This is a genomic window from Bradyrhizobium pachyrhizi (genome assembly GCF_029714545.1).
In the GTDB taxonomy this organism is placed as follows: domain Bacteria; phylum Pseudomonadota; class Alphaproteobacteria; order Rhizobiales; family Xanthobacteraceae; genus Bradyrhizobium; species Bradyrhizobium pachyrhizi.
On sequence record NZ_CP121667.1, the window covers coordinates 3,565,681 to 3,580,406 of the forward strand.

At 65.2% G+C, this 14,726-nt stretch carries 14 protein-coding genes; 12 read left to right on the forward strand and 2 right to left on the reverse strand.

Features of this window, described 5'->3' with window-relative positions; all coding sequences use genetic code 11:
* Positions 1-34: 34 nt before the first annotated feature.
* Entirely contained in the window at positions 35-1,603 is a 1,569-nt protein-coding gene (locus QA639_RS16315) for a hypothetical protein (protein WP_283090223.1), read from the reverse strand.
* 126 nt (positions 1,604-1,729) lie between these two features.
* Between QA639_RS16315 and QA639_RS16320 the strand changes: the two genes are divergently transcribed.
* Together QA639_RS16320 and QA639_RS16325 are read left to right on the forward strand one after the other, a co-directional pair.
* Positions 1,730-2,884, forward strand: coding sequence for a hypothetical protein (locus tag QA639_RS16320; protein ID WP_283090224.1), 1,155 nt, complete (start codon positions 1,730-1,732; stop codon positions 2,882-2,884).
* Positions 2,881-3,114 (forward strand): hypothetical protein, encoded by a 234-nt coding sequence (locus QA639_RS16325; RefSeq protein ID WP_244482546.1) that lies wholly within the window; start codon positions 2,881-2,883, stop codon positions 3,112-3,114. Before QA639_RS16320 ends, QA639_RS16325 begins: the two co-directional genes overlap by 4 nt.
* Positions 3,115-3,132: 18 nt before the next feature.
* On the opposite strand, the gene QA639_RS16330 is transcribed toward QA639_RS16325, so the two are convergent.
* A complete protein-coding gene (locus tag QA639_RS16330; protein WP_283090225.1) occupies positions 3,133-3,492 on the reverse strand; it encodes a VanZ family protein in 360 nt (119 codons plus the stop codon).
* 410 nt (positions 3,493-3,902) lie between these two features.
* On the opposite strand from QA639_RS16330, the gene QA639_RS16335 reads away from it, so the two are divergent.
* The 10 genes from QA639_RS16335 to QA639_RS16380 all read left to right on the forward strand — a co-directional run bounded on the left by QA639_RS16335 (position 3,903) and on the right by QA639_RS16380 (position 14,667).
* Entirely contained in the window at positions 3,903-4,565 is a 663-nt protein-coding gene (locus QA639_RS16335; protein WP_028331562.1) for a response regulator transcription factor, read from the forward strand.
* A gap of 216 nt (positions 4,566-4,781) precedes the next feature.
* On the forward strand, positions 4,782-6,158 hold the full coding sequence (locus tag QA639_RS16340; RefSeq protein WP_050387046.1) for a sensor histidine kinase: 1,377 nt from the start codon (positions 4,782-4,784) through the stop codon (positions 6,156-6,158).
* 385 nt (positions 6,159-6,543) lie between these two features.
* On the forward strand, positions 6,544-7,545 hold the full coding sequence (locus QA639_RS16345; protein ID WP_160321812.1) for a helix-turn-helix transcriptional regulator: 1,002 nt from the start codon (positions 6,544-6,546) through the stop codon (positions 7,543-7,545).
* A 284-nt stretch (positions 7,546-7,829) separates the two neighbouring features.
* Complete coding sequence (locus tag QA639_RS16350; RefSeq protein WP_283090226.1) at positions 7,830-7,964, forward strand: hypothetical protein; 135 nt, start codon at positions 7,830-7,832, stop codon at positions 7,962-7,964.
* A 162-nt stretch (positions 7,965-8,126) separates the two neighbouring features.
* Complete coding sequence (locus QA639_RS16355) at positions 8,127-8,498, forward strand: hypothetical protein (protein ID WP_051375973.1); 372 nt, start codon at positions 8,127-8,129, stop codon at positions 8,496-8,498.
* Positions 8,499-8,762: 264 nt separating this feature from the next.
* The gene (locus QA639_RS16360) at positions 8,763-10,157 is read left to right on the forward strand and encodes a hypothetical protein (protein WP_283090227.1); all 1,395 of its coding nucleotides are present in this window, start codon (positions 8,763-8,765) and stop codon (positions 10,155-10,157) included.
* 358 nt (positions 10,158-10,515) lie between these two features.
* Positions 10,516-11,637 (forward strand): c-type cytochrome biogenesis protein CcmI, encoded by a 1,122-nt coding sequence (gene ccmI, locus QA639_RS16365; RefSeq protein WP_283090228.1) that lies wholly within the window; start codon positions 10,516-10,518, stop codon positions 11,635-11,637.
* Positions 11,638-11,696: 59 nt separating this feature from the next.
* The gene (gene ccmE, locus QA639_RS16370; RefSeq protein WP_283090229.1) at positions 11,697-12,182 is read left to right on the forward strand and encodes a cytochrome c maturation protein CcmE; all 486 of its coding nucleotides are present in this window, start codon (positions 11,697-11,699) and stop codon (positions 12,180-12,182) included.
* The gene (locus tag QA639_RS16375) at positions 12,179-14,161 is read left to right on the forward strand and encodes a heme lyase CcmF/NrfE family subunit (protein WP_283090230.1); all 1,983 of its coding nucleotides are present in this window, start codon (positions 12,179-12,181) and stop codon (positions 14,159-14,161) included. The genes ccmE and QA639_RS16375 overlap by 4 nt, the downstream gene beginning before the upstream one ends.
* Complete coding sequence (locus QA639_RS16380; protein ID WP_283090231.1) at positions 14,161-14,667, forward strand: cytochrome c-type biogenesis protein; 507 nt, start codon at positions 14,161-14,163, stop codon at positions 14,665-14,667. The genes QA639_RS16375 and QA639_RS16380 overlap by 1 nt, the downstream gene beginning before the upstream one ends.
* The last annotated feature ends 59 nt before the right edge of the window (positions 14,668-14,726 follow it).

The window sequence follows — 14,726 nt, forward strand, 5'->3', positions numbered from 1 at the left end:
CGCGGTCCTTTTTCTGTCGTCGTTGATCGATCGCCTAGTTGAGGAGGTAGACGTCGAAACTCTCGTCGGTCTTGGCGGGGCCGAAGCGGCGGAGCATCGTGGTCGCTTCGCGGAAATCGCGGATCTGCGCCGCTGAGGCACGGAACGTCCGCCAATCCTTGCCTTCGTCGTAGATCCGGTCGGGCGTGATCTCGTCGAGCCGGTAGGCCAGCAGGATGATGACGGGCGCGCTGGTCGTGTCGCGAAGCTCGCGGGCAAGGCGCAGGGTCTCGCCGAGATCGCTGTCCATCTTGCCCTTGCGCGAGAAGATCACGACGCTGCCGAATTTGTGGTCGCGCGCCAGATAAGTCCGGTTCTTGACGTAGTAGGGCAGCGCCTCGACCAGCCATTCCGGCTCGCCGAGGATCAGTGCATTGGTGAGATCGGCGCGCGAGGCGATCAGGCGGCCGAGATCGGCGCTGCGGCTCGCAACCATGCCGGTCACCGCGTTGCGCAAATCGTTGATGCCGGCGGCGGTCTGGATCGCGAGCACCAGCAGGAGCGACACGCGTCCGATCGCCGGCAAGCGCCGGTCGAGCCACGCCCGAGAGCCGGTTGGCGCGGTGACCCGGCTCCAGCCGATCCAGTAAAGCGCGATCAGGAAGCTGAGCCAGACCGCGGCATGTCGGTAGGCACCGTTGGCGGCGACGGCGAAGAACAACGACGTCAGCAACACGGCGGCGATGGCGGCGAGGAAGGCCGGTCGCCGCGGCAAGAGCCCGAGCGTCGCGCCGAACAGCAGCACCGATCCCGCGACCCCCGGCAGCAGATTGGCAAACAGCGCGCCCAGCGACGTCGCGCCGGGGTTCACCAGGGACAGGATTGCCGCCGCCAGCGGTGACTCGTGCGACCAGTCCCGGGCCGCGGCGTCATTATAGGTCGGCAGCATCGTCACGGCGCAGATCACGACGCCTGACGTCGCGATGATGGCATTGATCGCGAAATTGGTGAGAGGCGGCGACCAGCGCCAGCCATCGGTCTCGAGCAGGTCGAGCAGCCAGAACAGCAGGAATGCGCCGGCCATGATCGCGCCGACGACGTTGGTGTTGGCGAGCAGGAATAGCAGCGCACCGAGCAGCAAACCACGGTCGCGGTGGGCCCGATAGCAGGCCGCGATCGCGAACAGGAACAGGGCCGAGATGCCGTAGTTCCTGGCCATCACGACATACTCAAATAACAGCCCATGGCCCGTGATCAGCAGCAGGACCAACGGTCGTGGGAATGGTGACCGGAAGATCAGCAGTGCGACCGTGATGACCCCGACCACGAAGGCGACGGCGGGCAGCACCTCGACCCGATCGAACACGGCATGCGCGCCGCGCAGCAGAAGGTACCAAAGGGCAGGGTGGCCCTCGCCATGCAACCCTCTCAGCATGGCGACCGGATCGTCGCCGTTCAGGGCAATGGTGAGCGCGCGGACCTCGTCGCGCCACATCACGTGACGGCCGATCTGGAAGCCGACCAGCGCGACCCATCCCGCGAGGAGCAGAACGTCCGGCCAGGATCGGCGGTCCCGCTTGGGCGCGAACAACCACTGGTCCATGATGTGCAGAGAACGGGTCAAAGAATCCTGCTGCTGCTCGGATCGGGACGGTCAAACCGTGGCGTCATCTGCCGGTCTGGTGGTTTGTGTTAACAGTAAAATCCACATAGAATGTTGTAACATTACGGGCAAGCCAGACTAACATTTATGACGCCGACGCCGGCCCAGAGAACGGTCAGGGACATCGGTCCTGCGCACCCCGAGGTGGAGTTCGCGCTGGTGCTGGCGCGAACCATCGATTCCGTGAGCGCCGACCCGCAGCAGCTGCGCAGCGCGGTCTACGAGCTCGCGCGGCAGAAGCTGCAGCAGCTCGCGCACGAGGATCCGACGGAAAAGCAGCGTCTGATGCAGGCGCTGGAAGTGGCGATCGAAGGCGTCGAAGCGCACACCAAGAGCAATGTGATCGAGAAATTCGCGGTGCCGCCGGCACGGGCGCTGCCCGCATTCCTCGAGGCGGCGGGCGCCGCGCGGCGGATCGAGGCACCGCCGCGGATCGATGCCGAGGCGGCATTTGTCACGACCCTCGATCGCGTCGAGCCTGCGGTGGCGCGCGGTCCGCGATGGTCGTCGTCGGCGCCACTTCGTTACGTTGTCATGCTGGCGTTCTTCGGGCTGATCGCGGCCGTTGTCCTGCTGCAGCAACGCGGCGTGTCGTTGGCCGCGGCCCGCGCAATGATTGCCGGCACGCTGGCATCGGCGCCGCCTGAAACCCAAAGGCCGGCGGTGGTCGCGGCCGTCCCGGCGCCGGTCGCTGCGGCCGAGCCGCCGGCGCCGAGACGGCCATTGCCGACCGCGTACGGCGTCTACGCCGAGAGCGGCGGCAAGCTCTACGAGCTGCAGCTGATCCAGGGGCGTGCGCCGGATCCGCGGGTGGCGATCTCGGCGGCGATCACCAGGCCGAGCGAGACCACGCTGCCGGACGGACATCTCCGCTTCTTCGTGTTCCGGCGCGAGGGTGCCGGCGGCGCCTCCGACCCGATCGATGTGCGTCTGATCGCGCATGTGAGCCAGCAGACCACGTTCGACGCGACCGGCAAGCCGGTGGTCTCGCCGGGCGACGATACCTGGGTGATCCGCAACATCTCGATCCCGTTCCGCGCGGCGCCGCTCAAGGACGATCCGCAGATGTTCGAGGTCCTGCCGCGCGACGACGCGCCGCTGCCGCCGGGACGTTACGCGTTGATCCTGAAGGCGCAGGCCTACGATTTCACGGTCGAGGGCGCGGTCACCGACAAGCGGCATTGCCTGCAGCGGCTGGCGGCTGCGAACGGCGTGTTCTACTCGGAATGCGAGAAACCGTGAGCGGGGTGTCCGTCCGGTTCAGTGTCGTGCTGGCGCTCCTGCTGGCATCGCGTGCCGCCGTCGCCGCACCGGCCGCCGAGACCGCAAAGCGCTGCCTGCGCGCGGCCTACATGGTCTACCCCTACAAGCGACCGGGGGCCGTGCCGATGAATGGCGATCGGCTGCATTTCTTTCAGCAATGCATGGCGCAAGACGACACGAAGTCGGCGGAAGCGCCGAAGCGCGATTGAGCGCAATGCGCCGGCCGCTCAGTTCGCGGACTGTTCCACGTCCGACCTCAGCCGGCCGAGCTGGTAGCGCAGCGCGAGCAGCATGAAGCGACCGACGCCGATGCCGACGAGACCTCCCGCCACCTTGACGATCGCGTCGATCAGGCGGCCGTGACGGTCCGGTGTCAGGAATTGCATTGCTTCGAGCGTGAACGCGCTGAAGATGACAAGGAGCACGATCAGCGCAGTGCGCCGCGGGTAGCCCAGCACGAAGGCCAGCGCCATCACGGCGAAAGCAGCGAAATGCTCGATCTGCGGATGGAATAGCGAGGGACGGTCCTGGATCGGGGACAGTGTCACGAAGGCGATCAACGCAAGCGCAAGCCAGCCTGCAATCACGCCGAACCTCCGTATCTTTGAAACAAGCAACGCGTTCTTCCCGGTCCATGTGCGCTGGGCGCGCCGGGGTTGAATTAGCGCATCGCCGGTGTCAGCGACATGGAAATGGTCGTCGAAGGTTAACTTGCCGGTCGACTGCAAATGACCCGACATGTTGCCCGTGCTCTGTCCGCTTGAAGGTTGCCAGCAACAATTGGTTTCAAGTTTTGGGTATTTAAATACCTTAGACTGAAACCCAATCTCACTTCGCGCGCATCTCATGGAGGGAACCAGGGGTGCTTGCGCGGGTTCCCGGGATGGTGCACCTGACGAAAAATAAGCGGCGCCTTGCGGGTCCATTCATAAGCCGTTCACGGCCGGAAGCCTCATTTGGTGCCGGAATGTCGTAATGCTCACTCTCGGAGGCCAAAGTGCGTCTGCTCGTCGTTGAGGATGACCCGGATCTGAACCGCCAGCTCACCACCGCCCTGACGGACGCCGGCTATGTGGTCGATCGCGCGTTCGACGGCGAGGAGGGGCATTTCCTTGGCGACAGCGAGCCCTATGACGCGGTCGTGCTGGATATCGGGCTGCCGAAAATGGACGGTATCTCGGTGCTTGAGGCCTGGCGGCGGAACAAGCGGGTGATGCCGGTGCTGATCCTCACCGCACGAGATCGCTGGAGCGACAAGGTTCAGGGCTTCGACGCCGGCGCCGACGACTATGTCGCCAAGCCCTTCCACCTCGAGGAGGTGCTGGCGCGGATCCGCGCGCTGCTGCGCCGCGCGACCGGGCATGCCCAGGTCGAACTGAACTGCGGGCCGGTGGCGCTCAATACCCGCACCAAGCGGGTCACCGTCAACGGCAATCCGATCAAGCTGACCTCGCACGAGTACAATCTGCTCGACTATCTGATGCACCACACCGGGCGGGTGGTCTCGCGCACCGAACTGGTCGAGCATCTCTACGACCAGGACTTCGACCGCGACTCCAACACGATCGAGGTGTTCGTCGGGCGCATTCGCAAGAAGCTGGATGTCGATATCATCCAGACCGTTCGCGGCCTCGGCTACATGCTGTCGCCGCCGACCTAAACCATTTTCGAGCGAAGTGGACGCCGGTTCGTTCGCGTGAAGAAAGCGCGGACCAAACAACAGGATAAGAGCATGTCCTATTCAATCGGATCATGCTCTTAAGGTGCTTGATCGCGATGCGGGCATTGGCATGATCCGCGCCAGGAGGACTGGATTCGCCATGTCTGAACTCGCCTTGTCGCGGCCCGCTGACGCGATGTTCGAGCTCGTGCCCTGATGGGCGGCAGCTCGCTTGCGACACGCCTGTTCGTCTCGGCGACCGCCTGGGTGGTGGTGATCCTGGCGATCACGGGCGTCATCCTGTCGTCGGTCTATCGCGACGCGACCGAGCGCGCCTTCGACCGGCGGCTCAATCTCTATCTGCGCACCCTGATCGCCGAAGTGGCGACGCCGGACGAGCCGGCGGACCGCCAGTTCCAGTCGCTCGGCGAGCCGCTGTTCGACCTGCCGTTGTCGGGCTGGTACTGGCAGATCACCCGGACCGATACCGAAAAGGGCGAGACCCGCGCCTCGCGCTCGCTGTGGGACAAGAAGCTGCCCAAGCTCGAGGAGCACGGCGCCGAGCTGACCGCCGCCGGGGTCCGCCTCGGCTATGTCGACGGGCCCGAAGGCCAGAGCCTGCGCGTGGTGGAGCGGCCGGTCGATCTCGGCGCCGACGGCAAGTTCCTGGTCAGCGTCGCCGGCGATGCCACCGAGATCTTCGATGAGACGCGCAGCTTCGACTATTATCTCGGCGGCACCTTCGCCGCGCTCGGCGTCGTGCTGCTGCTGACCACGGTCTTCCAGGTGCGCTACGGCCTCGCGCCGCTCAAGCGGATCTCGGATGCGATTGCCGATATCCGCTCCGGCCGCGCCGAGCGGCTGGAAGGCCGGTTTCCGGTCGAGATCGCGCCGCTGGCGCGCGAGACCAATGCGCTGATCGATGCCAACCGGGAGATCGTCGAGCGCTCGCGCACCCATGTCGGCAATCTCGCCCATGCGATCAAGACGCCGCTGTCGGTGATCGTGAACGAGGCGGCCGCCCATGCCGCCGATCCCTTCGCCAGCAAGGTGCTGGAGCAGGCCGATTTGATGCGGGACCAGGTCGCGCACCATCTCGAGCGCGCGCGGATCGCCGCCCGTGCCACCATCGTCAGCACCATCACCGACGTCGCACCTGTGATCGAGGCGCTGCGCCGGACCATGGAGAAGATCCATCGCGATCGCGACCTCTCGATTGAGGCGAAGGCCGATCCGGCGGCACGGTTTCGCGGCGAGCGGCAGGATCTGGAGGAAATGGTCGGCAATCTCGTCGACAACGCCTGCAAATGGGCGGCTTCGCAGGTGTCCGTCGAGGTCACCGTGGTCTCGCCCGAGGCCTCGGGCGCCGGGCCGAGGCTGCGCATTGTGGTCGACGACGACGGGCGCGGCCTGTCGGAAGCCGAGCGTGCCCAGGTGTCGCGGCGCGGCCAGCGGCTCGACGAGTCGAAACCCGGCTCGGGGCTCGGCCTGTCGATCGTGACCGACCTCGCCGGCCTCTATGGCGGCAATCTCGCCCTGAACAACGCGCCGATCGGCGGCCTGCGGGCCGTGCTGATGCTGCCGGCGGTGTAGTATTGTATCTCTGATAGTCTGTCATTCCGGGGCGCGACGAAGTCGCGAACCCGGAATCCGGAGGTTGTGGATCGAGATTCCGGGTTCTCGCTTCGCGAGCCCCGGAATGACGCTGAGTGAATCACACATCAAAAGACACAACACTAAAGCATGATCCGGAAAAGTGCGAAGCGGTTTTCCGAAAAGATCATGCTCAAACAAAGAGCTAAGGCGCGATGACGATTCAACCTAATCTCATCGCGCTTTAGCGTCAGAAGCGGACAAAAGAGGTGCGCTTAGTCGTGTCGGTCAAGCGCCGACAACGGACCATATCGTTTACGATTGCTTAACTGACGTGCCCTTTGTAATGATTTATCGAGGGGCTGCCCCAAGACGGGAGGTCGAGATGCCAACGTCATCTCACCTTTTGCGGTGGTCGACCGAGATGCTTCCGGAGCGCACGCGGTTCTCGACGTTTCGTGAGGAGTTTGCGCGGCTGAACCTCGCGTTGGACGTGATAGACCACAGCGGTGGCCGCCCACGTATCGAAGTCACCTACTTGTCGCTCGGTGCGGTTGGCGTTTGTCGCCTTGTCACGACGCCGGTGGAGTTTATTCGTCACAAACACCACCTCAAGGATAGCCGTGAACAATTCGGACTGAACCTCGTCGAGGCCGGACCGGTCCAATTTGCAAATGCTGGCCAAGAGCATGCCTATGACGTCGGCTCCGCTTGTTTGGTCGATCGGGGAAGGACGCTGCGAGTATTTGGGCCGCGTGGGGGGAGCGTCAAATTCGTAACCGTGCAGGCTGCCGCCCTTAGGTCTCTGGTTGCCAACCCGGAAGATCTATCAGGTCGGCCAGTGCGTTCCGGACCGGCGCTGAGCCTCGTCAACCGCTACCTTCGGTCGCTCGCATCCTTTAAAGAACCTCCGTCATCACAACTGGCCGCCACCGTCAGCGTCCATCTCCTCGATCTTGTAGCTGCGACGCTCGGGCCGACCAACCAAGCAGCAGACATCGTTAGGGAGCGCGGTGTGAAGGCAGCAAAGCTGCAGGCGATCCTGGCGGAGGTCGCGCGACGCTCCAGCGATCCCAATTTCGATTTGAACAAGGTCGCTGGAGCGATCGGCATGTCGCGGCGATACGTGCAAAAATTGCTCGACGAGGGGACCGGAAAGTCGTTCACCGAGCACCTTGCAGGATGCCGGCTTCAGCGTGCCTTCGCGATGTTGACTGACCCACACCATCTGCATTTGGCCATCATAGATATCGCGTATGCAGCCGGCTTTGGTGACGTTTCTTATTTCAATCGCACGTTCCGCCGGCACTTCGGCGAGACGCCCTCAGGTGTGCGCGCCGCATCGACCATACGAGAGCAGAAGCGATCCTCCGCCCCCTCACAGTAAGCAATGCATGGGCAGAAGAACCAAACCTGAAAAACACCCGGGTTAAATATCCTCAAGGGGGACAGTCCCGCGTACCCGCTTTCCGAGGCAGGCGCTAAAGTACCTACGCCATCGTCGCCGACCCGGTTCACAGTGCTAGAATTTATAGGCCCATCAATTTTTTTGGACCTCGTTTATCGATCGACCACCAATTCCTGCCATTATCCCACCATTGCAGGTAGGTCGCGATCAGCGGCAGCGAATTCCGAAATTCTCTTGGACCCTTCTTTTCCGAAGGAGAGGCCATGCTCAAAGGCTTCGCAATTGCAATCATCGCGCTGTCTAGCGCATCGCAAGTCGATCAGTACTTCACCAATGGCAGGTACACCGACGCCGTCATGGCGATGCTGAGGCAGATGAGGCACTCGTTCGGCATTTGAACCGCGCGGATCAACCGGGCTTCCCAAGCGCGTCTGCTTGCAGCCCGAAATCGGACGTGAGGGTGACTTCCGCGTGGGACCACAAGCGGAAGAACCTGATCGTATCGTCTCGGGTCCGTCGCCTACCTTGATCCAAGCCACATCATTCTGCGCCAGCGCGAGGTGTTTCTTCTGCGCGTGACAGGGCGATGTCAGAATGCCTTTGAGTGGACCCTGCGCGTTCACTATTTTGCCGACAATGCAGGCTTGACCGAAGCGCAACTGCGCGCATCGGTCCACGGCACTGCCGATGACACCTGTTGGGAATCCGGTGACCGCATCCTCATCCGCCTTGCTGATGAACTGCATGACACGGCCACGATCGGCGATGCACTTTGGGACGACATGCGCCCCGTCATCACCGATGAAGCGATCCTGCAGCTGATATTGCTGGCGGGTCACTATCGAACCAATGCTTACATCTCGAAGGGGCTGCGGGTTCCCGTGGAATCTCGGATCAACCGCCCATTTCCGGTCGCAAAAGTGGAAGTCTGAACCACGTAACCAAATTTCGACGCGCAGGGAGCGCCAGGCGAGCCCATGCGACCTGCGAGGAACGTTCGACGAGGTCCGCCTTGGGACAAGGCGATATCGCTGACGTCCGGTCCGCGTGTCTGCTTCGCCCCTGAAGGCGGGCGTCCCTGTTCTCGCTTCGGCGCCGCTATTATTCCTAAACGGCTTCTTAACGGGCCCGCCGCTATCATTGCGGGCGGACGGGCTGCGGCTTTTGCCGGGTACCAAGCTTTCACGACCGGGCGCATGAGCCAGAAATCGACCGAGCGGCTGAGGGATTATCTCGCACAGCTTCCGCCGCAATCGCAGGCGCTGCTGATGCGCGAGCTGGAGCGCGCCGTCGAACGTGGCGACGACGTCGCGGTCGCCAATCTGGTCCTCGAACAGCTGCGCAAGATCGTGCGCGGGGCCGAGGAGGACGAGCAGATCCAGCCGCGCAGCGATGATCCGGCGCGGCTCCTGTTCCGGCCGCTCGAGCCATTCCTCGCCGAGACCAATTTCCCGACCCGGCCGGGCCAGCTCCGGCGCGCCTCGCTGCTGCCGATCTGGCAATGGCTGGCCCGCGAGGGCGCGCCCGAGGCGGCTCGCGCGTTCGAGGCGGCGCTCGCCGCGGCCACGGAGAGCGGTCCGATGGAAACTGCCGCGCGCAAGTTCCAGCTTGCGGCCGCGGACGCCATCCTCAAGATCGCGGGGCCAAGTCAGGACGATCGCCAACGCGCGCTGTCGCGGGTCGGTCCGCCAAACGTGGTCGAGGACCTGCTGCCGATCGGCCTCGTCCTGCAGGCCCGCGAGGCGCTGGAAACCCTGGGCAGCCGGCTGCCGAGCCAGATCCGCGTGTTCGCCGATTCCCAGATCGCCTCCGCCACGGAAGCGCTCAAGCTGCCGTCGCTGCAGACGCCGCAAATGCTGCCGTTTGCGCTGTCATTGATTGCGCAGCGGCTCGCCGCGCCCTGGCAGATCGTCCGCCTCGCCATCAAGATGGCGGCCTCCGACGACGAACTGCGGGTTGCGGCGACGCCGTACGGTATCGCCGTCACCATCGCGCTGCACGACCTGTCGTTCGTCGCGGCCTGCCTGCGCACCGACATCAGGCGCGGGCATTTCGATTATGTCGGCGAGCAGCTCAAGACCCTGCATGACGGCGTCCGCGGCCTGCGCACCGAGCTCGATCTGCGCAACGATTCCACCTGGGGCCGCCAGCTCACCTCGGTCCGCGCCGATACCTCCAATGCGCTGCAATCGGAGATCGACAGCGTGCCCGGCCGGGTCCGCCGCATCCTGCGCCAGCGCGCCGACAAGGACATCATGGCCGGCGCCAAGATCGACCAGTCCGAAGTCGAGGACGCCGCCGCGCTGATCGATTTCGTCGCGGTGTGCCGCACCTATGCCAGCGAGCTCGCCATCAACGAGGTGACCCTGCGGACCTTCTCCGACCTGCAACATTATGTCGAGCAGTCGACCGAGGGGCTGGTGCAGTCGCTGCGCGGCGGCGACGCGCGGGTCCGGGCCTTCCGCCAGCAGCAGGTCAAGGCCGCGATCCGCTTCTGCGAGGTGCTGTTCGGCCACGACTACGCCTCGTTGATGAACCGGGCGGCCGAAAACGCCGTGACCGGTGAGCGCAAATCTTCCCGCGCGGGGTAGCGAGATCGCGCAATTCGCGAGCATGTTCGACGGCAAGCCGACCCGCCAAGGCGGGACGATGGGCATTTGCGTTATTTCGGAATAATGGAAGTGTGGCACTGATTTGCCCGACGTGTCAACCATCAATCGAGCGCCGGCGACCGCCCCGCTACTTTGCATGGGGTTGTTTTCGATATTTTGGCAGCGCGCGCCTTCGCCAGGAGACACCGTTGCGATCCCGTCGGAAGGGCACCGAAAACCGCCTGATTTCGACCTTCCGCCGATCCAGTAATTGTCAATTGCCGGGCTCGCCGCCGGTAGTGTAAAGCGATTCTAAGGCGGCTTGCCGGAAGCCGCCGTTCCATCCGGGAACCGCTTGATGACGCTGTGGTTTGTGTTCGCGCTGATGACGGTCGCGGCGATCTTTGCCGTGCTGTGGCCGCTCAGCCGCCGCGGGCGCGCGGATACCGGTGGCAGCGAGGTCGTGGTCTACCGCGACCAGCTCGCCGAAATCGACCGCGACATGGCCGCCGGCATCATCGGTGCGGCCGAGGCCGATGCCGCGCGGGTCGAGATCAGCCGCCGGCTGCTGGCCGCCGCCGACCAGGGCGGACGTGAGGCCCCGGTGCAAGGCAGCCTCAATCTGCGGCGCACTGCCGCGATCGTCGGCCTGGTCGGATTGCCTGTGATTGCCTCGAGCTTCTATCTCGCGCTCGGCTCGCCGCGCCTTGGTGACTTCCCGCTCGCCGAGCGCGGTCGGGTGGCCGACGCCAACCAGCCGCTCGCCAATCTGGTCGCCCAGGTCGAGGCGCATCTGGAAAAGAACCCGACCGACGGCCGCGGCTGGACGGTGCTGGCGCCGGTGCTGTCGCGCCTCGGCCGCTACGATGACGCCGTCCGCGCCTATCGCAACGCCATCACCTATGCCGGCGACAGCGCCGATCGCCGCGCCGATCTCGGCGAGGCGCTGATGGGGACTGCCGGCGGCGTCGTCACCGCGGACGCCAAGGCGGAATTCGAGCGCGCGGTCGCGCTGAATGGCGACGATGCCAAGGCGAACTATTTCCTCGGCCTCGCCGCCGAGCAGGACGGCCGCAAGGCCGATGCCGCGTCGCTGTGGCAGAAGATGCTGGCGAAGGCGCCGGCGGACGCGCCGTGGCGGCCGCTGGTGCAGGCCGCGCTCGTGAGGGTCGGCGGCAGCTCGCCCGGCGGCGTCAGCGCACCGGCGTTGCCGGACAGTGCGGTGGCCGCGGCCAGGGACATGAGCGAGGCCGATCGCGGCACCATGATCAAAGGCATGGTCGATCGGCTGGCGACGCGGCTGAAGGCCAATGGCGACGACGTCGAGGGTTGGCTGCGGCTGGTCCGCGCCTATCTCGTGATGGGCGAGCGCGACAAGGCGATGAGCGCGCTCGCGGATGCCCGTCAGGCGGTCGCCAACGATGCGGACCGGTTGCGTCAGCTCAATGAGGGGCTGAAGAATCTCGGGCTGGATGGATAACGCATGACGCCGAAAAGTGCGCAGCGGTTTTCGGAGGATGTCATGCGCAAGGATGGAACATGACCAGGAAGCAACGGCGTTTGACACTGATCGGCTGCGCGCTTGTCGTGCTCGCGATCGCCGCGGGCCTGGTGCTGAACGCGCTGCGCGATTCCATCGTGTTCTTCTCGACGCCGTCGATGGTCGCCGAAAAGCACCTTGGTCCGGGCAAGCGTTTCCGCCTCGGCGGCCTGGTGGAGCAGGGCTCGCTGAAGCGCGGCGACAATCTCGCCGTGACCTTCACCGTCGGCGACGGCGGCGCGACGCTGCCGGTCGCCTACAAGGGCATCCTGCCGGATCTGTTCCGCGAGGGGCAGGGCGTGGTCGCCGAAGGCGCGCTCGACGCGAGCGGCGTGTTCCGCGCCGACACCGTGCTCGCCAAACATGACGAGACCTACATGCCGAAGGACGTCGCCGACGCCTTGAAGAAGCAGGGCCACTGGAAGGACGACTACGGTGCGAAGCCGAGCGCCTCCGCGGCGCCGACACAGGGAGCCATGCGGTGATTGCCGAAAGCGGACATTACGCCCTGGTGCTCGCGCTCGCCCTGGCGCTGATCCAGTCCATCGTGCCGATCGTCGGCGCGCGCTGGCGCGATGCGGCGCTGATGAACGTCGCGCGCTCGACCGCGCTCGCCCAGTTGCTGTTCGTCGCGGCGTCGTTCGCAGCGCTGGTCACGCTGCACGTCACCTCGGATTTCTCGGTCGCCAATGTCTACGAGAATTCGCATTCGCTGAAGCCGCTGCTCTACAAGATCACCGGCGTGTGGGGAAACCATGAAGGATCGATGCTGCTGTGGGTGTCGATCCTGGCGCTGTTCGGCGGCCTCGTCGCGGCCTTCGGCAACAATCTGCCGCTGTCGCTGCGTGCGCATGTGCTGGCGGTGCAGGCCTGGGTCGCCAGCGCGTTCTACTTGTTCATCCTGATCACCTCGAACCCGTTCCTGCGCATCGCCAATCCGCCGCTCGAGGGCCGCGACCTCAATCCGGTGCTGCAGGATATCGGCCTCGCGGTGCATCCGCCGATGCTCTATCTCGGCTATGTCGGCTTCTCGATCTCGTTCTCGTTCGCGGTGGCGGCGCTGCTCGAGGGACGGATCGACGCCGCCTGGGCGCGCTGGGTGCGGCCGTGGACGCTGATGGCGTGGATATTCCTGACGCTCGGCATCGCGATGGGCTCCTACTGGGCCTATTACGAGCTCGGCTGGGGCGGCTGGTGGTTCTGGGATCCGGTCGAGAACGCCTCGCTGATGCCGTGGCTTGCCGGCACCGCGCTGTTGCATTCGGCGCTGGTGATGGAGAAGCGCAACGCGCTGAAGGTCTGGACCGTCCTGTTGTCGATCCTGACCTTCTCGCTGTCGCTGCTCGGCACCTTCCTGGTGCGCTCCGGCGTGCTGACCTCGGTCCATGCCTTCGCCACCGATCCGACGCGCGGCGTGTTCATCCTGCTGATCCTGTTCGTCTTCATCGGCGGCAGCCTGTCGCTGTACGCCTGGCGCGCGCCGGCGCTGAAGCAGGGCGGGCTGTTCGCGCCGATCTCGCGCGAGGGGGCGCTGGTGCTCAACAATTTGCTGCTCACCACCGCCTGCGCGACCGTGTTCATCGGCACGCTGTATCCGCTGGCGCTCGAGGTGCTGACCGGTGAGAAGATCTCGGTCGGCGCGCCGTTCTTCAATTTCACCTTCGCGCCGCTGTTCGTGCCGCTGCTGCTCGCGGTGCCGTTCGGGCCGCTGCTGGCCTGGAAGCGCGGCGACCTGCTCGGCGCGGCGCAGCGGCTGATGGTGGCCGGCATCGTCGCGCTGGTTGCGATGGCGCTGGTGTTGGCGTGGACCTATGGCGGCGCGACCTTGGCGCCGCTTGCGATCGGGCTGGCGGTGTTCGTGATCATGGGCGCGCTGTGCGATCTCGCCGAGCGCATCGCGCTGTTCCGGATTCCGTTGTCGCTCTCGCTGCGCCGCGCGCGCGGGTTGCCACGCGCGACCTGGGGCACGGCGTTCGCGCATGCCGGTCTCGGCGTCGCGCTGATCGGGATCGTCTGCGAGACCACCTGGAACAGCGAATATATCGGCGCGATGAAGCCCGACGACGTCGCCCGCGTCGCCGGCTACCAGCTGCGGCTCGACGGCCTGAACCCGCGGCAGGGGCCGAACTTCCGCGAGATGGTCGCGCAATTCACCGTGACGCGTGACGGCGAGAAGGTCAGCGTGATGACGCCGTCGAAGCGCAACTTCACAACGCGCGGCGCCTCGACGACCGAGGCCGCGCTGATGACGCGCGGCGCAAGCCAGCTCTACATCTCGCTCGGCGATACCTCGGCCGACGGCGCGATCGCGGTGCGCATCTATCACAAGCCGCTGGTGCTGATGATCTGGTGGGGACCGGTGCTGATGGCGTTCGGCGGCATGCTGTCGCTGTCCGACCGCCGCTTGCGGGTCGGCGCCCCGAAACCGGCCAAAGCAGCACGCGCATTGCAGGCGGCCGAGTGATGCGGTCGCGCGCGCTTGCAGCCGCCGTGCTTGCGGCGACCCTGATGCTCGGTGCGATGCCCGCCCGGGCGGTGCTGCCCGACGAGGTCATGGCGGATCCGGCGAAGGAGGCGAGGGCGCGCGAGCTCTCCAAGGAGCTGCGCTGCATGGTTTGCCAGAACCAGTCGATCGACGATTCGGAGGCGCCGCTGGCGCGCGATCTCCGTCTTTTGGTGCGTGAACGCATCTCGGCCGGCGACAGCGACGTCCAGGTGATCGATTTCCTGGTGGCCCGCTACGGCGAATTCGTGCTGCTGAAGCCGCGTCTCAACGAGCACACGCTGCTGCTGTGGCTGACCCCGCCGCTGGCGCTGCTGCTGGGCGGCTTTGCGCTCTGGCGGCTCGGCCGGCGCAAGGCAAATCCGGCTGCCGGCGGGGGCGATTCCGCCCCCGGACTGACGTCCGACGAGCGTGCGCGCCTGGAACGCCTGCTGGCGGCGGAATCCGCGCCGGACAAGTCGCTTTAGTTCCCTTTTAAGTCCTTTATTTACCTGCGCTATTCTGCCGCAGCGGTGGCCGCCTCAAT

Coding starts and splice junctions, on each gene's coding strand:
- QA639_RS16345 (WP_160321812.1), top strand. CDS start 6,544: ATGCCAACGTCATCTCACCTTTTGCGGTGGTCGACCGAGATGCTTCCG.
- ccmE (WP_283090229.1), top strand. CDS start 11,697: ATGACCAGGAAGCAACGGCGTTTGACACTGATCGGCTGCGCGCTTGTC.
- QA639_RS16340 (WP_050387046.1), top strand. CDS start 4,782: ATGGGCGGCAGCTCGCTTGCGACACGCCTGTTCGTCTCGGCGACCGCC.
- QA639_RS16380 (WP_283090231.1), top strand. CDS start 14,161: ATGCGGTCGCGCGCGCTTGCAGCCGCCGTGCTTGCGGCGACCCTGATG.
- QA639_RS16320 (WP_283090224.1), top strand. CDS start 1,730: ATGACGCCGACGCCGGCCCAGAGAACGGTCAGGGACATCGGTCCTGCG.
- ccmI (WP_283090228.1), top strand. CDS start 10,516: ATGACGCTGTGGTTTGTGTTCGCGCTGATGACGGTCGCGGCGATCTTT.
- QA639_RS16350 (WP_283090226.1), top strand. CDS start 7,830: ATGCTCAAAGGCTTCGCAATTGCAATCATCGCGCTGTCTAGCGCATCG.
- QA639_RS16360 (WP_283090227.1), top strand. CDS start 8,763: ATGAGCCAGAAATCGACCGAGCGGCTGAGGGATTATCTCGCACAGCTT.